Annotated in this window: 21 protein-coding genes; 8 read left to right on the forward strand and 13 right to left on the reverse strand. The window is 60.3% G+C overall.

From position 1 onward, the window contains the following. Positions 1-8 precede the first annotated feature (8 nt). The 5 genes from M729_RS1000000137590 to virB11 are packed head-to-tail and all read left to right on the forward strand — an operon-like array spanning position 9 to position 3918. On the forward strand, positions 9-167 hold the full coding sequence (locus M729_RS1000000137590) for a type IV secretion system lipoprotein VirB7 (RefSeq protein ID WP_082827328.1): 159 nt from the start codon (positions 9-11) through the stop codon (positions 165-167). Next, a complete protein-coding gene (locus tag M729_RS0123870; RefSeq protein ID WP_027163093.1) occupies positions 164-877 on the forward strand; it encodes a type IV secretion system protein VirB8 in 714 nt (237 codons plus the stop codon). Before M729_RS1000000137590 ends, M729_RS0123870 begins: the two co-directional genes overlap by 4 nt. Then, a complete protein-coding gene (locus tag M729_RS0123875) occupies positions 874-1755 on the forward strand; it encodes a TrbG/VirB9 family P-type conjugative transfer protein (protein WP_027163094.1) in 882 nt (293 codons plus the stop codon). Before M729_RS0123870 ends, M729_RS0123875 begins: the two co-directional genes overlap by 4 nt. Continuing rightward, on the forward strand, positions 1752-2894 hold the full coding sequence (gene virB10, locus M729_RS0123880) for a type IV secretion system protein VirB10 (protein WP_027163095.1): 1143 nt from the start codon (positions 1752-1754) through the stop codon (positions 2892-2894). The genes M729_RS0123875 and virB10 overlap by 4 nt, the downstream gene beginning before the upstream one ends. Next, positions 2878-3918 (forward strand): P-type DNA transfer ATPase VirB11, encoded by a 1041-nt coding sequence (gene virB11 / locus M729_RS0123885; protein ID WP_027163096.1) that lies wholly within the window; start codon positions 2878-2880, stop codon positions 3916-3918. Before virB10 ends, virB11 begins: the two co-directional genes overlap by 17 nt. Before the next feature lie 120 nt (positions 3919-4038). Here the strand turns inward: virB11 and M729_RS0123890 are convergent, their stop codons facing one another. The 3 genes from M729_RS0123890 to M729_RS0123900 all read right to left on the reverse strand — a co-directional run bounded on the left by M729_RS0123890 (position 4039) and on the right by M729_RS0123900 (position 9597). Continuing rightward, a complete protein-coding gene (locus tag M729_RS0123890; protein WP_245267620.1) occupies positions 4039-6510 on the reverse strand; it encodes a two-component system VirA-like sensor kinase in 2472 nt (823 codons plus the stop codon). 246 nt (positions 6511-6756) lie between these two features. After that, positions 6757-7509, reverse strand: a complete 753-nt coding sequence (locus M729_RS0123895) for a carbonic anhydrase (protein WP_027163098.1) — start codon at positions 7507-7509, stop codon at positions 6757-6759. A gap of 933 nt (positions 7510-8442) precedes the next feature. After that, positions 8443-9597, reverse strand: coding sequence for a porin (locus M729_RS0123900; protein ID WP_027163099.1), 1155 nt, complete (start codon positions 9595-9597; stop codon positions 8443-8445). A 632-nt stretch (positions 9598-10229) separates the two neighbouring features. Here M729_RS0123900 and M729_RS0123905 point away from each other — a divergent pair. Further along, a complete protein-coding gene (locus M729_RS0123905) occupies positions 10230-10562 on the forward strand; it encodes a helix-turn-helix transcriptional regulator (protein ID WP_027163100.1) in 333 nt (110 codons plus the stop codon). Beyond that, the gene (locus tag M729_RS0123910) at positions 10559-11845 is read left to right on the forward strand and encodes a type II toxin-antitoxin system HipA family toxin (RefSeq protein WP_027163101.1); all 1287 of its coding nucleotides are present in this window, start codon (positions 10559-10561) and stop codon (positions 11843-11845) included. The genes M729_RS0123905 and M729_RS0123910 overlap by 4 nt, the downstream gene beginning before the upstream one ends. Before the next feature lie 429 nt (positions 11846-12274). On the opposite strand, the gene M729_RS0123915 is transcribed toward M729_RS0123910, so the two are convergent. Then, positions 12275-13921: an MFS transporter gene (locus M729_RS0123915; protein WP_027163102.1), complete on the reverse strand. Its 1647-nt coding sequence runs from the start codon at positions 13919-13921 to the stop codon at positions 12275-12277. 67 nt (positions 13922-13988) lie between these two features. Here M729_RS0123915 and M729_RS0123920 point away from each other — a divergent pair, with 67 nt between their 5' ends. Beyond that, on the forward strand, positions 13989-14240 hold the full coding sequence (locus M729_RS0123920) for a hypothetical protein (protein ID WP_027163103.1): 252 nt from the start codon (positions 13989-13991) through the stop codon (positions 14238-14240). An 11-nt stretch (positions 14241-14251) separates the two neighbouring features. Here M729_RS0123920 and M729_RS0123925 read toward each other — a convergent pair whose 3' ends face one another. From M729_RS0123925 to M729_RS0123965, 9 genes are all read right to left on the reverse strand, one after another. Continuing rightward, entirely contained in the window at positions 14252-15235 is a 984-nt protein-coding gene (locus M729_RS0123925) for a beta-ketoacyl-ACP synthase III (protein WP_027163104.1), read from the reverse strand. Further along, positions 15232-16497 (reverse strand): adenosylmethionine--8-amino-7-oxononanoate transaminase, encoded by a 1266-nt coding sequence (locus tag M729_RS0123930; RefSeq protein ID WP_027163105.1) that lies wholly within the window; start codon positions 16495-16497, stop codon positions 15232-15234. Before M729_RS0123930 ends, M729_RS0123925 begins: the two co-directional genes overlap by 4 nt. Further along, entirely contained in the window at positions 16497-17132 is a 636-nt protein-coding gene (gene bioD, locus M729_RS0123935; RefSeq protein WP_027163106.1) for a dethiobiotin synthase, read from the reverse strand. Before bioD ends, M729_RS0123930 begins: the two co-directional genes overlap by 1 nt. After that, positions 17129-18268 carry an 8-amino-7-oxononanoate synthase gene (locus tag M729_RS0123940; protein WP_027163107.1) on the reverse strand — a complete coding sequence of 380 codons (1140 nt, stop codon included), beginning with the start codon at positions 18266-18268 and terminating at the stop codon, positions 17129-17131. The genes bioD and M729_RS0123940 overlap by 4 nt, the downstream gene beginning before the upstream one ends. After that, entirely contained in the window at positions 18265-19275 is a 1011-nt protein-coding gene (bioB, locus tag M729_RS0123945) for a biotin synthase BioB (RefSeq protein WP_027163108.1), read from the reverse strand. Before bioB ends, M729_RS0123940 begins: the two co-directional genes overlap by 4 nt. Positions 19276-19482: 207 nt before the next feature. Then, entirely contained in the window at positions 19483-20364 is an 882-nt protein-coding gene (gene nadC / locus M729_RS0123950; protein ID WP_027163109.1) for a carboxylating nicotinate-nucleotide diphosphorylase, read from the reverse strand. Continuing rightward, the gene (locus M729_RS0123955; RefSeq protein WP_027163110.1) at positions 20361-21908 is read right to left on the reverse strand and encodes an L-aspartate oxidase; all 1548 of its coding nucleotides are present in this window, start codon (positions 21906-21908) and stop codon (positions 20361-20363) included. Before M729_RS0123955 ends, nadC begins: the two co-directional genes overlap by 4 nt. After that, entirely contained in the window at positions 21905-22879 is a 975-nt protein-coding gene (gene nadA / locus M729_RS0123960; RefSeq protein WP_027163111.1) for a quinolinate synthase NadA, read from the reverse strand. Before nadA ends, M729_RS0123955 begins: the two co-directional genes overlap by 4 nt. A gap of 64 nt (positions 22880-22943) precedes the next feature. Then, positions 22944-23903: a membrane protein gene (locus M729_RS0123965; protein WP_027163112.1), complete on the reverse strand. Its 960-nt coding sequence runs from the start codon at positions 23901-23903 to the stop codon at positions 22944-22946. Between the last annotated feature and the right edge of the window lie 100 nt (positions 23904-24003).

Here is a 24003-nt window from a genome sequence, read left to right on the forward strand (position 1 = left end):
TCAAAAACATGAAACGCTATCTACTGTTGTCAATCCTCGCTTTGGCGGCCTGCAAGACAACCGATCGGCTTGCGACCTGTACGGGTACGCCATTCCAGCTGAACGCGGGACAATGGGAAACCACACCTGAGGATCTTCAGGTTGAGTGTACGGAAGAGCCCAAGTGAAATTTCCTGAACATGCCCTTCTGGTGGAGAGAGAAACGCTAGCCGCTCACTACAAGAAGGTGGAAGCGTTTCAAACTTCACGAGCGAAGTCTGCGCGGCGCTTGTCAAAGGCCCTTATAGCCTTTGCGGCAGCGGCGGTCCTCGGAAATGTTGCCCAGGCATTTACCATCGCTGCCATGGTCCCGTTGGCCAAGCTCGTACCTGTGTTCCTCTGGGTACGGCCGGACGGGACCGTAGACAGCGAAGTGTCAATCTCTCGACTGCCCGCAACCCAAGACCGAGCCGTCATAAATGCTTCGCTATGGGAATATGTACGCCTGCGTGAGGGCTACACAGCAGATACAGCCCAATACGCCTATGACCTCGTGTCCAGTTTCAGCGCACCGACCGTGCAACAGCAATATCAAGATTTCTTCAACTATCCCAATCCCACCTCGCCGCAAGTCACGGTCGGCAAGCGCGGCAAGCTCGAAGTCGGGCATATCTCCTCAAACGACCTCAGTCCCGACGTTCAGCAGATCCGATACAAACGTATGCTTGTTATCGATGGGCAGACGCCGATAGTTACCACCTGGACAGCTACCATCCGATACGAGCGCCTGACGGCTCTGCCGGGGCAATCGAGGCTCACCAATCCGGGCGGTCTACTCGTCACGTCCTATCAAGCCTCGGAAGATACCGTATCGAACCTGGGCAACGTGCAGCCATGACAAAAAGAGCATTTCTCGCCCTGGCCTGTTCACTCTTCCTAACGATGGGAGCGTGCGCGGAAGACACGCCACTTGCCGGCAAGCACGATGCGCGGATGCGCTACCTGGTCTACCGCCCCGACGAAGTGGTGCGCCTGTCGACTGCAGTGGGGGCAACGCTGGTTGTCACATTCGCGGCCAACGAGACTGTCGCAGCCGTGGCCGTTTCCAATAGCAAAGACCTGGCTGCGCTCCCGCGCGCCAACTATCTCTTTTTCAAGGCTAGCCGGATGCTGTCGCCACAGCCGGTCATCGTGCTGGCCGAGAGCGAGTCCGGTACACGCAGATACGTCTTCAGTATTTCAACCAAGGCGATGCCCAAACTTGATGAGAAGCAACCAGACCTATACTACAGTGTCCAGTTCACCTATCCAGGTGATGAGGCTGCTGCTCAGAGAAAGGAAGCAGAAAGACGCTCGTTTCTTGGCCAGGCCCGGGCGAAAGTGCTGCAAGACGAGAGAGTTCAGGATTTGTTGAATCGCCCCGCCGCAACTGCCGGTCGGGACGAAGGCAATTTTCATTACGTCGCAAAGGGCGATCGATCGCTGGCGCCGCTGGAAGTTTTCGATAACGGCTTTACGACCGTATTTGGCTTCGCAAGCAATTCCCGCATACCTTCCCTCTACGTTATCAATCCCGACGGCAAGGAAGCCGCTGCCAATTACACGGTCAAAGGCGACTATGTTGAAGTATCCGCAGTCGCTCGGGAATGGCGTCTGAGAGATGGCAACACGGTCTTGTCCATTTTCAACAGGGCTTATGACCCTGTGGGACGAGCGCCAGGGACCGGTACGGTGACACCCAACGTGTGGCGCGTTTTGAAAGGCTCGGGACGATGAATGAAACCGGCCCACAGGCGGGACATGATGTCCATGCATCCGGATCGCTGGTCTCGGAGCCGGCCCGCCGGCATGTTTCGGGATCGCAGAAGTTGGCCGTCGCTGCTCTTGTTCTCATCTCGTCTTTATCGCTCATCTGGCTCGGAGGTCGTTCCAGCACACAAGACGAGCCACCTCAGCCAAAACCGCCAATTGTCGACAACGCCGAGCCATTCCGCCCCGTGCCGATCGAGATTGCTCCTGAACCTCCAGCACCCGTACAGGCGGCGCAGGCGGCAGATCCTGCGCCATCCACGCCGCCCCAAACGGCGCCAGCTGAAACGCCACCGGAGGAAACACCAATTTTCGCCTACAGTGGCAGCGGTCAAATGCCCAATGACGATCAGCGGAGCGAAGACAAGCATAAGGATGCTCCGGCGACCGCGGATGAGATTTCAAACGGTGGCGATCTGTCAGGCCGATTGAAGCCAGACATACAGGAGCCGAGCCGGGCCACACTTTTGCCGCACCCTGATCTCGTGATTACTCAAGGAACGATCATTCCCTGCATTTTGCAAACGGCGGTCGACACAAATCTACCCGGGTATGTGAAGTGCGTCTTACCCAAAGCCGTCCGCGGCGCCACCAACAATGTCGTGCTCTTGGATCGCGGGACGACCGTGATTGGCGAGATCCAGCGCGGTCTCCAGCAGGGGGATGCGCGTGTCTTCGTGCTGTGGACGCGCATCGAAACACCTGACCATGCCCTCGTTTCGATAGCATCGCCGGGCGCTGACGAGCTCGGCCGCTCCGGAATGCCTGGCACGGTGGACAATCATTTCCGGGAACGCTTTGGCGGTGCGATTCTCATGAGCGTGATCCAAGGTGCGTTTCAGGCGGCTGGTCAATATGCGGCCAGCTCTGGCGGAGGAAGCGGCATCAACAGCTTCCAAAGCAATGGTGGACAAGCCGTCGAGACGACATTGAGAGCGACGATCAACCTTCCCCCCACCCTGAAGAAAAACCAGGGAGATGCCGTATCCATCTTTGTGGCTCGGGACCTCGACTTCTCGGATGTATACGATCTTAGAGCGACTGCCGTGGCGCCACCCCCCCAACATCGCGAACGCCGGAGAAACTACAATGCAATCGGAGGCTGATCCTCAATTGCGGTTGCTTCTCGAGCCCGTTCTGAAATGGCTTGAGGAGCCAACAACCGAAGAGGTCGCGATCAACCGACCTGGGGAAGCCTTTGTCCGACAGGCCGGCGTTTTCACGAAACACCCGCTGCCACTGTCTTATGACGATCTTGAGGACATCGCGATCCTCGCTGGAGCGCTGCGCAAGCAAGATGTCGGACCTCAAAGCCCCCTATGTGCGACTGAGTTGCCGAACGGAGAGCGGCTGCAGATCTGTTTGCCACCCGCTGTACCCTCAGGAACAATAAGCCTGACGATACGGCGTCCCTCAAGTCGTGTTAGCGAACTCAAGGAAGTTTCTTCTCGCTACGAATACTCGCGTTGGAATCAATGGCGCTCACGAAAAGAGCGCCAAGAGCGGCAGGACGAAACGATTCTACAGCACTACGACCATGGTGACTTGGAGCAATTTTTGCGAGCCTGCGTCTGCGGGCGGCTCACCATGCTGCTTTGCGGAGCTACTGGAAGCGGCAAAACGACAATGAGCAAGACTTTGATCGACGCTATACCCCCGCAAGAGAGGTTGATCAGTATCGAGGACACGCTCGAACTTGCAATCCCGCACGAGAACCATGTCCGGCTACTCTATCCGAAGGACCGAGCAGGCGCAGGTGCGGTGACGGCCGAGCAACTGTTGCAAGCCAGCTTGCGCATGCGCCCCGATCGAATTTTGCTTGGCGAGATGCGCGATGATGCCGCTTGGGCCTACCTTAGCGAAGTCGTTTCCGGCCATGCGGGATCGATATCAACGATTCATGGGGCTGATCCAGTACAAGGTTTCAAAAAGCTCTTTTCACTCGTCAAGAGCAGCGCGCAAGGAGCCGCTGTGGAAGACCGCACGCTTCTTGACATGCTCTCGGCTGCTATTGACGTCATCGTACCGTTCCGTACCCAAGGCGACGTGTATGAGGTGGGAGAGGTATGGCTCGCCGCCGATGCCCGGCGACGGGGAGAGACAGTGGCCGACCTTCTCGACAAGTACTAAGGCTGGAACAACTTCTGGGGATCGATAAGTTGGTGAACGTGACGCGTCATTTTGTTCTGCTTCGATGTCTTTTGACGGGCTTTCTCGGAATGCTTGGATAGCCCGAGCGTGTCGGCGGCATCATGTCATCATCATCGTACGAACAGCATGCTCCATTGTCCGGGACGAGACCGGCTTCGCTAGCCACAGGACGAAAGCCGGATTAGCCGATGTGACGGGCATGGGGTCAATTTCACCGACGACTATGACAGGCACCGTCATGAGGGTGGGGCATGCGGACTCTGCCTGTTCCCGCTGGAGGAAAGGCATTTTACCCAAGATCAGCAGGTCAGCTGCCTTCCCGCTCTCGATCCAGCCGCAAAGACTTTGGAAGGTCGCGAAGCCGACTGGCTTGTAGCCCAGCGCGGCGACCTTGTTCTTGTAGATCTCCAACTCTGCTGAATCGGGCTCCACGACTGCAACGATTTCTCCGTTGCCAGGTGATCCGTCGTATGGGCCGAAAGCGATGTCAGCGTTGACTGGCTCCTCCTCGCAGGCCGGTAAGTAGATATCAAAGCGCGTCCCTCGGCCAACAGCCGAGGTGACGTCAAGGCAGCCTGCGAGCGCGCTCACGTGCCTGTCCACCGCGGCAAGACCCAGCCCGGTCCCGCCGACGCGAGAGCGCGTGGTAAAAAAGGGCTCAAAGACATGCGGAAGGATCGAACTTGCGATTCCTGTGCCATCGTCGCTGATGGAGAGGAGAACGTAATCTCCAGGTCTCAAGGTTCCCTGAGCCAGCGGCCTTGTTTGGCACACCTGGGCGCGAGAAACGCTAACCTCGACACGGCCCTCCTTCAAGACAGCTTCCGACGCGTTCTTGCACAGATTCATGAGGATCTGCTGTATTTCGGTTGGGCTGCCCTCGATCACCGTTTGCCACTCGTTGATCTTGAAGTTCAACTGAACATCCGCACGAACTGTAAGCCGCAGCAATGGCGCAAGATCCATAACAATTTCGGAGACATTGAAAGGCACTGGCACGCGCTTTCGGTTTCGGCTGAGGGACAAGATCTGGTCAACGATCAGCTTGGCTCGGTGGCCAGCTAAGATGATTTGGTCGATGTGGTTCCGAATTCGAGAGGGGCGACGCACCAGACTTTGGGCAATTTCTGAATATCCGATTATTGCGCCTAAAATATTGTTGAACTCATGTGTGGCGCCGCTTGCAATCGTGCCGACAGTCCTCAGCCTTTCCACATGCTCCCATCGACTCACCAGAATGTCGCGTTCGTCATTTACACGTTGCATTTCAAGATGGTTGCTCAAACGCACAATGGCACTTGCAAGAACTCGCAGGTCGTCTGCTGAGGGGAGGGAGCGATCTCGTTCAAAAACAAGGATGCAAATCACAGCCTGCTGATCGGAGGCCCTGCAAGCAACAATTTGACAAAAACCGGACGTGCCCGGTGCGATCCGAACCATTTCAGCCGCCGGAACAACGTGAAACACTGGTCGTCCGGCGCGGACAAGTGAAACGACTTCATCAATAAGCGCGAGGTTCCAGACGGGTATGCACGTGTTCGCCACAAAGCACTTGGTCTGCCTGCTCAGACTCGGATCCACCAGAGCGAGCGCGCATTGATGCGAATCGAAAACGCGTTGAATGAGTCTAAGCGCTGCTTCGGTGGAAAGGCGCGCCGAGGCGTTCTTTGCCTTACTATCGTTGAAGTGAGTTTCGATCTCACGCATTGCCTCTTCGAGCGCCAACCGCCTTTTCAGCCGGTTCATCCGCAGATGCTGCCTGGAGGACCGAAGGATCGCGAACATGCAGAGGCATATGGACAGCAAACCAAAGAAAAATCGCGTACGCTGCGCTTGCGCGCTGGCCAAGGCGTAGCCTTTCAAATGCTCTCGCTCCAGTTCGGCGGCCTTTGAGGATGTGTCGAGGGATGCGATCTGATTGGCAGCTTGGTCCCACCTCCATAATGCGGACGCGGCAGCGCCGGCCTTGCCCACAACATCCGCGGCAGCCCGGGCCTGGCTCGGAGCAAGTCGGTCGGGACGCTGATCCATCTGTGATGCGAGGGCGAGCCCCGGTTCGGCCGAAAACGCGATCAGCTTGGAAAGTACAACCCTGCGTAACGGGGCCCCCTCAAGGCGACCAAGCGAGCGAGCGAGATTAGCGAGACAGTTTTGCAAAAGCTGATCTTGCTTGACCAAGGCTGAGACGGCAGCCTCCTTGTCTTCGATCGAGTTTATGAGCTGCGCGCGCAATCTGGATTGCCCAGAGCTCTCATCGGGCGAAACTCCGGGAGAGCGTTGCAAGTTTTCACGATTCCTTTGCAATGCCTGTCCGGCAGAAGCAACCGACCGGGATTCCAATGCCATATCCGTCCGAGCGCGGGCGACGTCGCGCCGGAGCAATGCATCGTTGATCTGAATCGGTCGCAGTTGACTTAGGATCGCATCGTTGATCTGTGGGGGCTGCCCCTGCGTCCCGACCAAGAGCGCAATCGAGGCGGCTAGGGCGATTACAATTGCTTTGTCGGAACTGAGCCGTGTTTCCCAAGGAAACGGCGTTTGATCCGCGGTGCACGCCTTGCGAAGGTCCAACCTGAAGTCCAGCTCGCCAGGCGTTCGGTATGCGGCCGGATGCTGCTGGAATAGGAAAGCCACGCCTACCTCTCACCCTTACGAGGACGGTTCAACACCGTCGCCAAACTTGGTTTTCGGCCACTTCTAGAACGAGAAATGAGCGTCCAAAGGACCCCAGCGATGCGGAGCACATCGTTGCGATCTTGGAAGGAGATGAATACCACGCGCAGGCGGTGCTTCGACCCTTCGCGGCTTCAGGGGCCCTCAGCTGAGGCCCAGGATGAAGCGCCGATTGGGTGAACGGATAGGGCGCGCGTTGCGGGGATACAGCGAGGTAAATCGCTCCATGTCTGCTGGGTCGACCTCAACGGGTTCCGTCGCCACCATCCAGTCGACGTTTTCCGTGCATGGCGGTGTTGTCAAAGATCCTTCATATGTCCAGTAGCCAAGCGAAGCCGGCAGAAGCTCGTTCGGATCGACGTCGTCGACCGTTGCCTCATCGCCTGACGTTGCTGGAAAAGCTGCAGCAAGCCTGGCAAAACTGGGGTTTGTCGCGCCTGGCGTCAGAAACACCCCCAGCACACCCAAAGTATCGCTGTTGCGGTCCTTATGGACGAAATGCGCTTCCATCGGGAAACTCTTGCCTGCGACGTGGTGCTCGCTTGGCGCATGGAAGTGGAACTGTAGCAACTCACAGACACGATCCCCTCGAGTGAGCGTGCTGCCTTGTGGCAGGTTGATTTGAATGGTGTGGCCGTTGTTCACCATCCTGCCGCCGCCCCTGTGCCAGCCTATGGCAATGCGCGGAATATCCGCTTTGACCGCGCCCTTGATATCGACCGGCGATTGCTGCATGCCCGCCGAGCAGACCAAATTCCTCTTGTCCAGATGCCCCCATTGTTCGGGTCCGACCGCGCCGGCATATCCCCATTCGGTGCTGGCCGCCCGCGCGGCTTCACCGCAAATAGGACACGCGCCCAGTACAATGAACCCCTTGATCAGATTACGACGGTGCATATGCTTTGGCTCCTACTGAACACGTCAATTTGGCGCTGGTACGGGGGCGACTGCAGGCGCAGCTGTGATGTGGGCGACGTCGTCGCAATTTGCGGCCGAACAGTTCGGTACGCTACCATCGCGGCTTCAACTCGGCCGACATGCGGTGTGATCATTTATTTTCACCCGACAGATGGTCCCTGCTACTTGGCCGAAGCCATTGTCTCCACGACGGCCAATTCCCGTTGGGTCGCAGATCATATGGTCGACCCCTCCGAAGATCGCCTCGGCACTCTGGCCGCACTGGATAAGCGATTCCATGCAACGACTCCGACGGCGCCCACCACGCCAAGTGCTTCATATTCATCATTGGACAGCCAGAAAAATCGATTGCTTCGATAAAAACATCCACGACATGGATGCATTGGTGCCCAGTTTGCGGTGCTGCTGAGGACACCGGGTCGACATCGGAGCGTCCGCCATATCTCGGTGACAATGACGCGGCGGAGAAGGCATTCGATCAGGACCGAGTGCTTGCGCCCCTCTCAGCGGTCCGCTGCGGCTCAGACACTGAGTTGCCTTGAATATGGTCCGACCAGAACAAGATTCTTACTGAACTGAGGCTGCAACGACGCCCGCCGAGCACTGATCCTGAACCACTGAGGAAACGACGAGTGCCTGGACGAAGCGTTCAGGTGTCTACCGTTGCCGTGCCGGCGACGCACTCTATATCGAGCAGCTCATCGCAATGGGGGTAGCACAACTGGGATACAGATGGAGATATCCCGGACCAGCTGTTGAGTGGCATTGCTGAGCGCTCTACGCGAGCCTCGCTTAGCAGGCTAAGAAGACCACCAACACGTCGAGGCATGATCTTCCGAGACCACATCTTGAACATCGCAAGGTGAGATGCCGAGGCCACCTGTCGGCCCTCCGACATTCAGATTCGTTGCGTTAGAATGAGCTTTGGAATCGCAGTACGCCGCCGAGGCTGTCCGCTTTGCCGACGTGTGTCGGATTCATGCCGGAACGGCCGACGGCAGTGAGGTTGGCGTAGCGGGCATAATCGACTTCGGCTGTGACTGTGAAACCTGGAATGGCCATATAGGCGACGTTTGCAGCCAGTCCGGAGTTCCGGAGCTGATCACCGGAGAGCTGGAGATTCAACGCCGTTTTCTCGTCGAGCGTGTAGGTGGCGCCCACCCACAAAGCCCAGTCGCCGCTCCAATTCTTGTAGAAGCCGCGACCATGAGCGGCGACAGCGTTGGTTGGGTCGTCGTTGAGATTGCCAACGGAGCCGTAGCCGAACATACCGAATAGCGACAGGTCATCTGTGACATTGACGTCGATGCGGACCTTGCCGGCCAAAGCGTCGTAGTTGCTGTCACGAGCGATTACGCCGGTGATCGCGCCGCCGGCCAGCGTCTGTCTCACGCCTAGTACAACGTGGGGAACATGGCTGTCGAGAGAACCGGCCTCACCCGCCCCTTGTTCAAGTGAAACCAGAGCTGAAAAGCCACTGGCGGAATCCAGATAGTACTGAACCACGTTGGTATCGAAGTCGCCATACGGAACAAGTGCGTTATTGAGGATGTTCCCGGCGTATCCGATAAATGTGTCGAAGGCCGATTCGTCCTTCCCGACTCGGAGACCACCAAGCTGGATCCAGGCGGAAGTCAACTTGGTGCCGCTGTTGAAGGCATGGTTCTGAGCGCTGTCCGGACCCGGATAAGGGTTGCGGTTGCCGAAGTTCAGGCGGCTTTCAGTATAGGTCTTCAGGGGTCCGATTTCGGTTTCCTGGCGCGTCCAAGTCTTGAACGTGAAACGCGTGTTGTTTCGCCAGGTGCCCTGAGCCTCCCCGGTTCTCGCACTGGATGTTCTTGCCCCCTCATGCGAACGGACACCGCCGATGCCGACGTCGTATCGGATGTAGCCGCCGATGCGCAGGCAGGTGTCGGTGTTGGGGACATGGAAGTAGCCCGGACCGTAGACGTCGCAGATCTGGACGTATTCGGTCCGGTCCGACGCGGGAATTTCGTCCGCCGCGCGAGCCACCGAAACGGAGATCAGGGCCGCAACCGAGCCGGGAAGAAGGCTGCTTACGTTCATTCTGGATCTCCATTCAAAAGGGGATCGCATTCTTCTTTGCAATCTGAGGAATGCGGAATACCCGCTGAGCAGGGGCACAGGGGAGGGGCAGCCCTTGTGAATCAATCGCCATTATTATCTCCGCTGTTCGTGGGCTAGCAGTGTGCGTTCCATGCGGAGCAGCAAGCGACGTGCCATTCCGACGAACCGGCTCCGCGACATTCAAATTGGCGGCTGCTGCTCGTGGCGCTCTCTTGTCGGCGCAGGCTGAGCACGAGAACCAGACGTTGGGACAACTTCGTATGTTTGGAATGTGACACTTTCGCTCGATGCCGACAGCCTTTGCTCGCTATGAAGGGTGGGGTCGAAAGAGCGTGCGTGGCTGCTCTGTGCTTCCGGCGCGCAACCGGAATCGAGTCAAGCATGGCCCGTTCCGTTTTGCAGCGGCGAATTCCGGGGCAAAGTTGACACCCTGTGCAGCTTATCTGGCGAATGCGGATTGGGTGGATGCATGCTCACGAGATTGGCGCGTCTGGTGGCAGCGCCAATACCCTTTGGGGACCGACAGCTATCTGGCCTACTCTCGACAGATCCCAGATTTGGGTTTATATAAAAGACCTAAAATAAGTTAAGGTCGTTTTTATGAGACAAAGATGCGCTCGACGGTGACCGACACATTGCCCCCCAGAGTCAAGCGGGCGCTTGTCAAGCTGGGCACCGACATTGCGCTCGCCCGCAAAAAACGCAGCCTGACCGTGATGATGATGGCGGAACGACTGGGCATCGCAAAGAGCACCTATCTGAAGATCGAAAAAGGAGACCCGACAGTTGCTATGGGTGCTTACGCCATGACCTTTTTTGTTCTGGGCTTTGACGAGGCTCTGACTAAGATCGTCGACCCCCAGCGCGACGAACAAGGCCTGCTCCTCGATGCCGAACGTTTGCCCAAAAGGGTAAGGGTGCGTAGGCCGCCCGGTGCAATATGAGACGTTCTATTGCTGTTCACCTCGGCGAGGAAGCGACGCCACTGGGCACGTTGCGCTATGATCAGCAGGGTGCGCGTGAAGGCGCTGCGTTTGAATACGATGCAGGTTGGCTGAGAGCAGCGGAAGGCTTCTCGATCGAACCCGGTCTGCCACTCGTTACCGGCCCTCAGTTTCATCGAAAGACCGGCGACGGATCGGTGTTCCACAACGCGATCGCCGACACCGAGCCGGACGGATGGGGCCGGCGTGTCATCCAGCGCGACCACGCCAAGCGTCGCCAAGAGGCGCGCCGGGCTGGGAATGTCGCTGAAACGCCGCCTCTGAACGCTATGGATTACCTCTTGGCAGTGGACGACATGAGCCGCATTGGTGCGCTCCGGTTGAAGGACGAAGCAGGGAGTTATCAAAGGAAGACCGAGGAGGGTCGACGCACCACGCCGCCGCTCATTGAAGTCGGTCAACTCCTCGCGGCCACACACGCCGTCGAGACGAACACCGAAACGGCAGCGGATCTCGCCTATTTGCGTGGACGTGGCACGTCCCTTGGGGGACTTCGTCCGAAATGCTCTGTCGTCGATGATGACGGACGCCTCGCTATAGGTAAGTTTCCGAGCATTGCCGATGATCGATCTGTCACAAAAGGCGAAGTGCTCGCCATGATTCTGGCCAAAAAAGCCGGCGTGGAGGCTGCCGAGACACGTTTGCTCGACAGCGACGGCGCTCCAGTCGCGCTCATCCGGCGCTTCGATCGGACCCCGAACGGAAATCGGCTTATGTATGTCTCCGCCGCCACCATGATCGCCGCGGAGTCAGGCGACGCTGGCGAGCATAGCTATACTGAACTCGTGGATGTGCTCCGTCAGCACGGCAGCCAGCCAGCGGCCAATATAGAAGAACTTTGGCGGCGCATCGCCTTCTCAATCCTTATCACCAATGTCGATGACCACCTCCACAATCACGGCTTTATCCATGTGCATCGCGGGCAATGGCGCTTGGCGCCTGCCTTCGACATCAACCCGTTCCCAGAGCGGGTGCGAGAACTGAAAACCTGGGTATCGGAGGAAACCGGACCGGAAGCGACGATCGACGCGTTGATGTCCGTCACTGCCTATTTCCGGATCAAGACCGATCGAGCGAAGACGATCCTCGCAGAAGTCGAGAGGGCGGTCGCCACATGGCGTGAGGAGGGGCGCGCGCTTGGGATGACCCACCAAGAACTCGATAGCTTCACCGACGCGTTCGAACATCGCGAAAGGCAAGCCGCCCAAAGAGCGCAGCAATGATACTGAACGCGTTCTCGTTCCGCGGGGCCGCCCTTCAAGGGCGTCAAATCTCTGTCTGGCCACCATCTCCGGCGCTGAAAGCTCGAGGCCATGCGTGCGCCAATTCGAAACGCTTGGGCTCGAACAGCCCCCGGTTCTGGCTGGCCCAGCGCCTGCCTGGAGCGAGTCGGATCCTCTTGCCGGCCATCCGGGCCGCACAACTGGCTGACTGCCCGCCGAAGGGCGCTGCCGGCGATCCCCACCACTCAAGACCCATGCGCTTCTTGCCGTCTCGCGCCGCCTGGCGGAACGACCAGAGCGCAGTTCCCCGGCCTCGACACGCGGTGCAATTCTCAAGAGAGCGCCGGCCGCATCAGCTCGTGTACTGCCTGGGGCCTTCACGGTCCTCGAACTCCGACTGGCGCCAAGTGCGATCGCTCTTGTATCACGTCATCTCGGAGGGCGAGAAAAAAGTGTCGGGGAACGGGTACGAGCTGCCTCAGTCGTGCGTTCGATGGAAAGCACTGTGTGAGGCGGACGCTCCCCATCATGCAGTGACAGGAGATGATCACCGATTTCCTTATCCGCTGCCGTGAGCCGATGATTCAGGCGAAGAAAATCCATCCAGGTTGGAGTGCGGAATGTCTCTGTCCAAATTGATGGCGTTTGAAGATTTCGCTGCAGTGTCCAGTTTCGCGCACCGGCACGGCTCTGAACATGCCGCCTTGCGCGCATGTAGCCCAGAAAGGTCTCGATATCCTCTTCGGATATACGATATTCCACCTTCACCACTATGGGTCCACTTCTGGGCTTCAACTCGAGTGCCAGCTCCGGCGGCCGAAAATCCGAACTTTCCTGATCCGTTTCCTCCCATGGACCGACCGGAAACAGTATTCCCGCAGCTGCAACCAGCAACAGAGCGCCTGCGGCGCCCTCCAAAGCCCAGCCTAAGGAGTAGTTCTGTGCGACAGTACCCCAGATCCAGCTGCCAGCGGCCATCCCACCTGCGCTCAACGCGTAGTAGATCGACAGTGTGCGGCCGACCACCCACCTGGGGCTTGCCAGCTGCACCGACACGTCGATGCCAGTCCAGGTGATGAGCCAACCCGCGCCGCCAAGTGCCAGCGAAATCGCCGCCACAGGGATCGATGATGTGAGTGCAAGCGAAAGGCAACATGCTGCACAAGCGACGGAGGCGAAGGACACCAGCCTGTTTTGAGACGTGACCCGCCTCAGAAAGCTATTGCTCATGCCCGCGATGAAAGCACCCATCCCGAAGCCGGCCAGCAAGATGCCGTAGATGATGGGTCCGCTTTTCAGCTGGTCCCGGACAAGCAGAGGCAGCAATGCAAGGATGGAGATGCTTGCCAGGCCGAAAAGGGTCGCACGAGCAATTGCTGCCCTGATCTCCAGGGACATCACCGTGAAGCGCACTCCGTCATGAATTGCCATCGTCATTCGTTCACGAGGGAGAGGGGAAGTGCGAACATCCCATCGAGTACGCCATATTGCGGTTAGCGGCGCCAGATCACTTAAGGCTGCCAAGGCGAAAGCGGCCAGCGGTCCAAAGAACGCCAAGACCATGCCCCCCAAGGCCGGACCGAGGCTGCGCACAATGTTATATCCGACCGACATGAGGGTGACCGCGGCCGGGATGTCCCTTTTGTGAAGGATATCGCCAACAGAAGCGTGCCAGGCCGGATCATTCAAGGCAAAGCCGCAGCCGGCCAGGAAACCCAATCCGAGGATTAGCCAGGGACCGGCAAATCCGAGCCCCACAGAAATCATCAGCGTCGTTGACGCCAAGGCTATCAGGCAGTGTCCCGCAAACATCACCCATCGGCGGCTGAAGTTATCGGCGATGGCTCCTGCCAGGATCGAAAGGAGGAATACAGGCAAGGTGGATGCAGCCTGCACAAGTGCAACCATCAGATCCGAAGCAGAAATCGTGGCCATCAGCCAACTGATAGCCACCGTTTGCACGAGCCAGCCGAGGCTGGATATTTGTGTGGCTATCCAGATCGAGCGAAACACCCGGTTTCGAAAGGGAGCGAGCGTTGTTGAGGCAGGCAGATGGGTATTCTTTTCGGACTGCATGATGATGCCTTTGAGGGGCCTCTTATTCAAATTCTCGGCTGCACTGCTGCCGCTACAATGTTGATCTATGCATCAGAAGGACCTGCCTATCGACCAGGATGACTCGTCGAACGAGGAAGCTGTCTATGAGCCGCTCCGCTCCCAGGCTGGCGCCGACAACCCTTCCGGCATGACAGTATTGCCGATTATGCTGATCGACAGAATCGCCTGCAACTTTGATCGCTCTCGCGTCACCGCGCCAGCGCCCGTGAAGCTTGCCGGCGGCCTTTTTTTGGCAGACCCGTTTGCTGGTGTCATCCCTGACCACCCCTGTGCATGACCGCCGTGCGGCTAAATTCCTATGATGAGGGCGCCTCCGCTGAGACCGGCACCGGCTGCCGCAAGAAGAATCTTTTCACCGGGCCGAAACGGCTGTGCCCGATGCGAAAGCGAGAGCGAGAGCGGGATGGTCGCGGCGGAAGAGTTGCCGTAGTCCGCGATCGTCTTGACGATCGCTTCATCTTCTATTCCGAGAACCCTGCCGACCGCATCGAAAATCCGAGCATTGGCCTGGTGTGGCACGAACCGGTCGATGTCTTGCGATCCCATTCGGGCAGCAGAGAGGGCATCCTGCGAGCAGCGAGACATCATCTCCACGGCCTTGGCGAACACTTCGCGGCCGTCGGCGATCGTCATCCAGGTCTGCTCGAGCTCCAGCCCGTCGTGGAACGGTGTGTTGCTTCCGCCGGCGGGAATCTTTATCAGTCCGTGGCGCGAGCCGTCCGAGGCCAGCGCGGCGCCGAGGATGCCTCGATCCGGCTCTTCGCACGGGACAACCACCACGGCGCCGGCGGCATCGGCAAACAGCACCGCGCTTGCGCGCTCGGCCGGATTGATGCGGCGGCTGAGGATGTTGGCGGCAATGACCAGGCTCGCTTTGCCATGCAGGCGGGTGTATCCGTCCGCGAACATCAGGGCATAGATGAAGCCGGCGCAGGCGCCTGTCAGGTCAACAGCACCGGCGTGACCCAGTCCGAGCCGATGTGCGACCAGCGGTGCACTGGGCGGCAGAAGGTGGTCGGGCGTAGACGTCGCGAGCACCAGCAGGCCGATATTGTCACGGTCGACACCGGCATTTGCCAGCGCCATGTCGCCGGCCCGCGCGGCAAGGCCCGACAATGTATCTTCACCCGTTGCCCAGAAGCGCGAACGGATTCCGGTGCGCCGCTCGATCCAGCCGGGTTCGAGCCCGAGACGATCTTCGATTTCCGCATTGTCGACCTTGCGCGCCGGCGCATGATGACCGAAGCCCAGTATGCGCGACGACCGGCTCATGACCGTGAGCCGAAGCGTTCGCCGGCCTCCTCGATGGCGCCATAGAGCCAGTCCAGCTCCTCGCCGGTGATGCAGTAGGGCGGAAGCAGATAGAGCACATTGCCGAGCGGGCGCACCAGCATGCCACGCTCGAGGAAAAAAGCGCGCAGTTTGGGTCCGATCTCGGCCAGATAGCCGGCCGAGCCGGTGCGCAGATCGAGAGCGAGGATCGTGCCGTTCGCTCGGCTGTCGGCGAAGAAGGGATTGTTTCGGAAGCGTTGCAGGCCAGTGGCCTGTTTCGCGCTCAAGGCCGCGACCCGCTCGGCGACAGGCTCGTTCCGCCAGACCTCGACATTGGCAAGTGCCGCCGCACAGGCAATCGGATTGGCGGTGTAGGAACTTGAGTGGAAAAACGTCTTCTTGCGGTCCTCGGAATAGTGGGCCTGGAAGATGGCATCGGTGGCAAGCGTGGCCGCCAGCGGGACGGCACCGCCGGTCAAGCCCTTCGAGGTGCACAGGATATCCGGAGAGATGGACGCCTGCTCGCAGGCGAACATGGTTCCGGTGCGTCCCCAGCCGGTCATCACCTCGTCGGCGATCAAGAGCGTGCCGTAGGCCTCAGCGATCCTCTTCAATTCGGTCAGAACCCAGGCCGGATACATCAGCATGCCGCCGGCGCCAAGCACAAGCGGCTCGATGATCAGCGCGGCGGCGCGGCGGTCGCGAGACAAGGCCTCGAAACGATCCAGCGTTTCCTGCTCGCGCCCCGCGGCCGGAAAAGGAATGGTGTCGACCTCGAACAACAGTGGTTCATAGGCGGCATTGAACACGCCCCGGGCGCCGACGCTCATCGTGCCGATCGTGTCGCCATGATAGCTGTGTTCCATCGCGACGATGCCCGAGCGCGGCGCGCCGATGTTGCGGAAATAGCCGAGCGCCATCTTCAGCGCCACTTCAACGCAGGTAGAGCCGCTGTCGGAGTAAAAGACCCAGTCGAGGCCTGGCGGCACCATTTCGATCAGCGCAGAGGCCAATTGCTCAGCCGGCTGATGGGTCAGGCCGGCGAAGATCACCTGGTCAAGCATCTCGGTCGCAATCCGGATCGCTTCCATGATCCGCGGTTGGCGGTGGCCGTGAGTGACCACCCACCAGGAGGAGATTGCATCGAGGATATGCCTTCCGTCATTCGTCTGGAGCCAAGCTCCCTCGGTGCGGATAACGGCCGGCATGGGCGGCTCGATCGCATGCTGGGTGAATGGATGCCACACGCGCGACCCCGACATCACTCGCCTTCGGCAATCTGGGCGAGGTCGAAGCCGGCAATCATCGCCCTTCGCAGAGTTTCGCGCGTGAGCGGAGCGAGAAGTGGCAGTCTGCCGAGCTGACGCACCGCGCCCAATTCGGTGATTGTCCTTTGCGTATCAGCCGCCTCTTCACCGACGAAGGCAACGCCGATCAGCGGGATGGAGCGAACCCGCAGGGCTTCGATGGACAGCAAAGTGTGGTTGATCGTGCCAAGCTCGGTGCGGGCGCATAGGATCACCGGCAGCCGCCATTCAGCGAAGATGTCGATGAATCTTGTCTGTCGGTTGATCGGCACCATCAGTCCGCCAGCCCCTTCGATGACGAGCGGTGTGGGCAGGACCGGAAATGCAAGATCGGCAGCCTCGATCGAGACACCGTCGATTTCGGCTGAACAGTGCGGCGACAGCGGGCTCCTCAAGCGGTGAGCCTCGGGCAGCACGCGACCGGATGGCAGGCCAGCGAGCCGTTCGACCACCTCACTGTCGGTTTCCTCATCGAGACCCGATTGCACCGGCTTCCAGTAGAAGCCGTCGAGGAGGCCTGCCAGCCCCGCGGCAAAAACCGTCTTGCCAATTCCCGTATCTGTTCCGGTGACCACGAAACGCTTGCTCATGCCGTGGCCAACACTTCGGCAAGCGTCTCGACCATGGCCGAAATGTCAGCCTTGCCGACATTGAGCGTCAGCGAAATGCGCAGCCGTGAGCTACCTTCCGGCACGGTCGGCGGACGAATGCCGCGTATGTCGAAGCCGCGGGCCTGCAGAGCCGCCGCGATCGCCATTGTGCGCGTCACCTCCCCAATGACAAATGGCTGGATCTGCGAACCGCTGGGCTTGGCTCCGCAACGCTCGGCCAGTTGCCGGCCTGCAAAGGCAACGTGCTCGTGCAACCGAATACGGCGCATCGGCTCGTCGACCAGCATTGCGAGCGCTTCGCGCGCCGCCGCTGCCATGAGCGGCGATGGCGCGGTGGCGTAGATAAACGGCCGGCAGCGATTGACGATATAGTCGCACAGTACTCCCGGCCCGGTGACGAGCGCGCCGGATGCACCCAGCGCCTTGCCGCATGTATGAAGGGCCATGATGTTGTCGCGGCCCTCGAACGACGCGGCCAGCCCGCGGCCCGCCGATCCCCAGACCCCGGTGGCATGTGCCTCGTCGACCAGTATGAATGCATCGCGCCGATCGGCAAGCTCGACCAGGCTCTCCATTGGCGCGCGGTCGCCATCCATGCTGTACAGGCTCTCGACCCCGATCCAGATGCGCCCGATGCCGCCTTCGGCGCGCCAGCACCTGATCGCGTCCTCAAAAGCATCAATGTCATTGTGCGCCACCATCCTGAACTCGGCGCGTCCAGCCCGCGCCCCTTCATGCATGCTGGCATGCGCCAGTGCATCGAGGATCAGCAGGTCGCCTTTTTTCACCAGGGTGCTCAGCAGGGCGAAGTTGGCGACATAGCCGCTGCTGAAGAACAGCGCCCGTTCGGCCCCGAAGAACGCCGCCGCATCTGCCTCCAATTGCTCATGCTCCGGCGCGTTGCCGCGCAGAAGCCGCGATCCGGTAGCGCCGACCGGGGTGCCCCGCTGGATTGCGGCCGCGACTGCGTCGCCAAGTCTCTTCGAGGCGGCAAACCCGAGATAGTCGTTGGAGGAGAAGTCCAACCCGACCCGCGGCGACAATGTGCGCAGCCGGTCCTTGCGGGCCAGCCCCTGCAAGGTGGCTTCATAGCGGGCGAGCGGTGGCTGGTTCATTTCGCCTCGCATTGCATCGGTTCGATGCCGAGACGTCTAAATAAACGAGTATCCTTGTCCTCGCCTGGATTGTCCGCTGTCAGCAGCGTGTCGCCAACAAACACGGAATTCGCCCCGGCAAAGAAGCACAGCGCCTGGGTCTCGTCGCTCATCGCCGTCCTGCCGGCGGAGAGCCTTACAGAGGACTTCGGCATCATGATGCGGGCGAGCGCAATGGTGCGGACGAAATCGATCGGTTCGATGGGCTCGGCATCGGCAAGCGGCGTCCCCCTGATGGGGATCAGCATGTTGATGGGCACGCTTTCCGGCGGCTCGGGCAGGTTCGCCAGCGTTACCAGCATGTCGATGCGATCGGCTTTTTCCTCTCCCATCCCGACAATGCCGCCGCAGCAGACCTTGATCCCAGCCTCGCGCACCCGCCCAAGCGTTTCGAGCCGGTCGGCAAAGGTCCTGGTCGAAACGACCTTGCCGTAATAGCGCGCGGACGTGTCGAGGTTGTGGTTGTAATAGTCGAGACCAGCCGCTTTCAGGCGTTGCGCCTGGCTGAGGTCGAGCATGCCGAGCGTCATGCAGGTCTCCATGCCAAGCGCCTTCACGCCTTCGATCATGGCGAGCACAGCGTCCATGTCGCGGTCCCTCGGACTGCGCCAGGCAGCACCCATGCAATAGCGGGTTGCGCCAGCATCTCGTGCCTTGGTCGCCTCCTCGATGACATGTTTGACCTCCATCAGCTTCGATGCCTTCAGGCCGGTTTCGTGATGCGCAGACTGGCTGCAATAGCCGCAATCCTCCGGGCATCCGCCGGTCTTGATGCTAAGCAGCCGCGACAGCTGCACCCGGTTGCGATCGAAGTTCTGGCGATGGATGGTCTGGGCCAGGAAGAGCAGATCGTTGAACGGCATGCCGTATATAGCCTCGGCCTCTTTGCGGTTCCATCGGGGCAGTGCTGCCTCCATCGACTGCGTGGCACAGTTCGAGCCGCACTCCTCGTTCATTCCCGTCGTCATCGTCAAAAAACCTCTGTTGCTGATCAGCGAGCGCACTCACGAGTCCGTCCAGTGGCGAGCCCCTTCCGATAGGCTCGTCGGTGAGCGCAATACCGGGATCCGGGTATGGAGGTGAGCTGCATGAAGCGTGCTTTTCCAGCGTCTCGTCTGCGCATGCAGCCGCGCGCGCCTTGCTCCTCATTGTGTTTCCCTTAGTTCATGTTTCCCTTAGTTCAAATGAGTGCTGATGTTCCCGCGACACGGCATGTCCAGGCCAATGTCGAGAATGGGCGCGCTGTGTGTCAGCCATCCAACCGAGATGAGGTCAACTCCTGTCGCGGCAATCGCCGGAGCCATTTTCGGTGTCACCCGGCCGGAAGCCTCGGTGATGGCGCGGCCACCGACCATTGCCACGGCGCGGGCAAGGTCCTCAACCGACATATTGTCGAGCAGCACTGCGTCGACGCCCAGCGTGAGCGCTGTATCGAGCTGCTCAAGAGTGTCGACCTCGACCTCGATCTTCACCATGTGCCCTGCGGCGGCGCGCGCCCGCTCTATTGCCGTGCGAATGTCGCCGGCGATCGCGATGTGGTTGTCCTTGATCAGCACGGCGTCGTCGAGCCCGAAGCGGTGATTGGCGCCGCCGCCGACGCGTACCGCATATTTCTCCAGAGCCCGCAGGCCGGGCGTCGTCTTTCGCGTGCACACGATCCTCGCCTTGTGGCCACGCACGGCTTCGACCATAGCCGCCGTGGCCGTGGCAATGCCGCTCAGACGGCACAGAAAATTGAGTGCCGTGCGTTCGGCCGTGAGCAGGCCTCGCGCCGGTCCGCACAGCATGGCGATAATCTCGCCCCCCGCGACATCGCTGCCGTCAGCACGCCAGATTTGCATGTCGATCGCGGGTTCGACGAGCATGAAGGCGAAGGCGGCCAGATCGAGCCCGGCAACGATCCCCGTCTGTCGCGACTTGAGCACCAACGTGGCCGTGCGATCACGCGGGATCACGGCGTCGCTGGTCAGATCGCCGCATCTGCCAAGGTCTTCGAGAAGAGCACCGCGCACGATTGGCTCGATCAGGGTTGAGGGAAGGGGTGAGAACGAATTCATGTCAGGGTGCTCCGTATCGGTGCCCGCCAGCTGAGTCCGATGGCGGTCTGTATTGCGCTACGCAGTGTCAGCCGTGACTGGCGCGCGTGCGCATCGCGTCCGGGGAAATCGGAACGACAGTGCGAGCCGCGGCTCTCTTCGCGCCGCAGGGCCGCTATGGCGATCATCAGCGCGACCAAGGCGGGGTCGGAGGCAGCGCTGTCGTGAGCTGCAATCGGCAACAGAGTCGCGACCACGTCGCGTAGCGTCTCGCCATCGCGGATGATGCCGAGTGCAGCGGAAACGATTGGGCGGATGCCGGAGGCATTTGGCCGTTTGGGCACGAATGCGGAACACACGCGCGGTCGCCGGGTGTGTGATACGTTGGCGACGCTTTCAGCAACCCAGCTCGCTGTGACCGCCGCTTCCATAAGCGAGTTGCTGGCGAGTCGGTTCGCGCCGTGCAGACCGGTGCATGCGACCTCGCCACATGCCCACAGTCCCTCGATGGAGCTGCGGCCGGCAGCGTCTACAGCAACACCGCCCATGTGATAATGTGCCGCCGGACGCACCGGGATCAGGTCGGTCGCGGGATCGATGCCGGCCTGGCGGCACAAATCGGCGATTGCCGGAAAGCGCTTGTCAAATCCGAGGCCCAGACATTGCCTTGCGTCCAGGAACACACGGCGCCCGACAGCGAGTTGGTGCCAAACCGCGCGCGCAACCACGTCGCGAGGCGCAAGCTCGCCCCCTGCGGTTTCAGCGAGGAAACGCTCTCCTTGCTCGTCAACGAGCACAGCACCCTCGCCACGCACTGCTTCGCTCACCAGCGGCATCGGCCGCCGCGGACCCTCGAGTGCGGTCGGGTGGAACTGCACGAATTCCAGGTCGGCGAACTCCGCCCCGGCACAGGCGGCGAGGGCGAGCCCCTGTCCACATGAGCCAGGCGGGTTTGTCGTATCGCTAAACAAGCCGCCAATGCCGCCGGTCGCCAGGACAGCGCGACGCGTTGGCAACGCGATTGCGCCCGTGCACCCGGCCGCGACCACGGCGATGATCGCCCCGTCTTCCACGATAAGCCGGCGGGCCTCCACGTTCTCCAGGATAGTGATGGAGGCTGTGCGCCGTGCCGCGGCGATCAGCGCGCGGACCAGCTCGCGACCCGTGGCATCGCCCGCCGCATGCACGATCCGCGGCTGCGAGTGCGCCGCTTCAAGTCCAAGCCGCAACGCGCCGTCAGCGCGTCGGTCGAATGCCACACCGAAGCGTTCTAGTGTCCTGATCGCTTCGGGTGCAGCTTGGACCGTTCGCCGCACCGTCGTCACGTCGCAGAGGCCGTCGCCGGCTGCGAGGGTGTCACAAAGATGAAGTTCGGGACTGTCCTCGCCGCCGACACTTGCCGCAAGACCGCCTTGGGCGAGTTCGCTGCAGGCTCCGGCTCCCAGCCCCGCATTGGACAGAAGCACAACCGGTTCGGGCGCCAGATGAAGCGCCGTCATCAGGCCTGCCAAACCGGCGCCGATGATGACCGGCGCCCCGCCGATGTCATGCACGTCGAGGCTCATATGGAAAGCATACGCTCGACCGAGCGGCGCGCGCGCCCTGCAATCCCGGAATCGATCCGAACCTCATGCCGGTTCTGCTCGAGTGCGACGCGAATGTTAGCCAGCGTGATGCGCTTCATGTGCGGACACAGATTGCAGGGGCGGACGAACTCGATCTCGGGATGCGCGACCGCGACATTGTCGCTCATCGAACATTCTGTTAGCAGGACGACGCGCGGTGGTTTCTCCCGCTCGACATATTCCAACATGGCCGCGGTCGAGCCGGAGAATTCCGCCTCTGCTACAATCTCTGGCGGGCATTCGGGATGGGCGAGCACGATGACCCCTGGATGCGCATCGCGCAGTTCCCGGATGTCGGCCGACGTGAATCGCTCATGCACTTCGCAGTGGCCCTTCCAGGCGATGATCTCGACCTCCGTCTGCGCCGCCACGTTTTTCGCCAGATACTCATCGGGCACCATGATCACACGCGGCACGCCGAGCGATTCCACAACCGCCCTGGCGTTGCCCGAGGTGCAGCAGATGTCCGACTCCGCTTTTACAGCCGCCGAAGTGTTGACGTAGGTGACAACCGGGACCCCCGGATAGCGCTGGCGCATCAGCCGCACGTCTTGTGCCGTTATCGAATCGGCCAGCGAGCAACCGGCGCCGAGATCCGGGATGAGGACGATCTTGTTCGGATTGAGCAGCTTGGCCGTCTCGGCCATGAAATGCACGCCGGCAACCACGATGATGTGCGCCTCGACCGTAGCCGCCTTGCGGGCCAGTGCGAGGCTGTCGCCGACAATGTCGGCCACGCAGTGGAAGATCTCCGGCGTTTGGTAATTGTGCGCAAGGATAACCGCATTGCGATCACGCTTCAGCGCCAGGATGGCTTCAATGTCGCTGGTAAAGGCCGGCCATTCGACCGGCGGGATCACCCGTCGGACACGCTCGTACAGGGACGCAGCCGTAGGTAACGCCCCAGTCATCAGCGCCTCCGATTATATTCGATCTGACAATAAGGGGAATATGTCTACCTTGACTATAAGTATGTCAAGCCCGCGCGAGCGGCAATTTTGTCCCGGCCACAGCCCTGTCGTCGAGAACGGCATGGCGGAACCGATAGAGCTTTGCCGGCCGCCCGCCCGTCTCGAGGGAGGTCTCGCCAGTTTCCTCGACCAGCTCTTGCTGCTCGACAAGTCTTCGGAAGTTCGGCTTGTTGATGAGCCTCCCGGCGAGCGCCTCCACGGTCCGCTGCAGCTGAAGCAGCGTGAACGACGGCCTCATGAGCTCGAACACCACCGGCCGGTACTTGATCTTAGAACGTAGCCGCGCAATGCCGGTCGCCAGGATCCGCCGATGGTCGGCGATCATTGCCTTGCCAGATACCGCAGGCGCGACATCCCGTCCGCCACCAGCCTCTTCGATCAGGGCAGATTCATAGAGCAACTCATAGCGTTGAAGCGTGAGTTCCTCGTTCCAATTGCGGTCGTCGAAAGCGAAGGCAATCGCGGCGCGCTGCCGGCGTTCGCGTCGCGTAGTCGCGTCGCTGGCTCCGTCAGCCCACTCGATCAGGCGTGGTCGTAAAATCTCGAGCACCACGGGCGTGCCGGAGCGATGGTCCTCCCAGGGAAAATACTCGTACCAACTCCGCCACCCACAGTTGGTGGAGCCCGTTGCCTGGTCCTTCCGAGTGAGTGCCAGATAGCTGATTGAGATGGCGCGTTCCTGGCGCTCGGCCCCTATGCGGTCCCGATCGGCGAAGGTGTAGAGCTGCTCGATGTACCCCAGCGGGTGGCCGGTCTGTTGCTCCACCCAGCCCCTCAGACCGGATTGCAGCGATCGATGCTCTAGCGCATATGGTCCGGACGGAAGCGTGTCCGCGTTCCCGATGGTGAGAAGACAGGGTTCACTGTCGTTTACCGCGACGACAACGGCGATCAGGTCCACTTTTGCTTCGTCGGCCTTGACCGCAGCTCGGCCTTTTCTGGTTCCTTTTGCCTGATGGTCCATGTTCGCGATAATGAGTCGGCCCCAAATGCAGGGTGATTGAATCGATTGAATTTAAGCGTTGCTGCACGAACGTCAACACCGCACAGCTGGACGTCTTTTT

Source organism: Mesorhizobium sp. WSM1293 (assembly GCF_000513875.1).
Lineage (GTDB): Bacteria > Pseudomonadota > Alphaproteobacteria > Rhizobiales > Rhizobiaceae > Mesorhizobium > Mesorhizobium ciceri.

Coding starts and splice junctions, on each gene's coding strand:
- nadA (WP_027163111.1), bottom strand. CDS start 22,879: ATGACTGGGGCGTTACCTACGGCTGCGTCCCTGTACGAGCGTGTCCGA.
- M729_RS0123910 (WP_027163101.1), top strand. CDS start 10,559: ATGAGACGTTCTATTGCTGTTCACCTCGGCGAGGAAGCGACGCCACTG.
- M729_RS0123955 (WP_027163110.1), bottom strand. CDS start 21,908: ATGAGCCTCGACGTGCATGACATCGGCGGGGCGCCGGTCATCATCGGC.
- nadC (WP_027163109.1), bottom strand. CDS start 20,364: ATGAATTCGTTCTCACCCCTTCCCTCAACCCTGATCGAGCCAATCGTG.
- virB10 (WP_027163095.1), top strand. CDS start 1,752: ATGAATGAAACCGGCCCACAGGCGGGACATGATGTCCATGCATCCGGA.
- M729_RS0123900 (WP_027163099.1), bottom strand. CDS start 9,597: ATGAACGTAAGCAGCCTTCTTCCCGGCTCGGTTGCGGCCCTGATCTCC.
- M729_RS0123905 (WP_027163100.1), top strand. CDS start 10,230: ATGCGCTCGACGGTGACCGACACATTGCCCCCCAGAGTCAAGCGGGCG.
- M729_RS0123930 (WP_027163105.1), bottom strand. CDS start 16,497: ATGTCGGGGTCGCGCGTGTGGCATCCATTCACCCAGCATGCGATCGAG.
- virB11 (WP_027163096.1), top strand. CDS start 2,878: ATGCAATCGGAGGCTGATCCTCAATTGCGGTTGCTTCTCGAGCCCGTT.
- bioB (WP_027163108.1), bottom strand. CDS start 19,275: ATGACGACGGGAATGAACGAGGAGTGCGGCTCGAACTGTGCCACGCAG.
- M729_RS0123925 (WP_027163104.1), bottom strand. CDS start 15,235: ATGAGCCGGTCGTCGCGCATACTGGGCTTCGGTCATCATGCGCCGGCG.
- M729_RS0123940 (WP_027163107.1), bottom strand. CDS start 18,268: ATGAACCAGCCACCGCTCGCCCGCTATGAAGCCACCTTGCAGGGGCTG.
- M729_RS0123875 (WP_027163094.1), top strand. CDS start 874: ATGACAAAAAGAGCATTTCTCGCCCTGGCCTGTTCACTCTTCCTAACG.
- M729_RS0123915 (WP_027163102.1), bottom strand. CDS start 13,921: ATGCAGTCCGAAAAGAATACCCATCTGCCTGCCTCAACAACGCTCGCT.
- M729_RS0123920 (WP_027163103.1), top strand. CDS start 13,989: ATGCATCAGAAGGACCTGCCTATCGACCAGGATGACTCGTCGAACGAG.
- M729_RS0123895 (WP_027163098.1), bottom strand. CDS start 7,509: ATGCACCGTCGTAATCTGATCAAGGGGTTCATTGTACTGGGCGCGTGT.
- M729_RS1000000137590 (WP_082827328.1), top strand. CDS start 9: ATGAAACGCTATCTACTGTTGTCAATCCTCGCTTTGGCGGCCTGCAAG.
- bioD (WP_027163106.1), bottom strand. CDS start 17,132: ATGAGCAAGCGTTTCGTGGTCACCGGAACAGATACGGGAATTGGCAAG.
- M729_RS0123965 (WP_027163112.1), bottom strand. CDS start 23,903: ATGGACCATCAGGCAAAAGGAACCAGAAAAGGCCGAGCTGCGGTCAAG.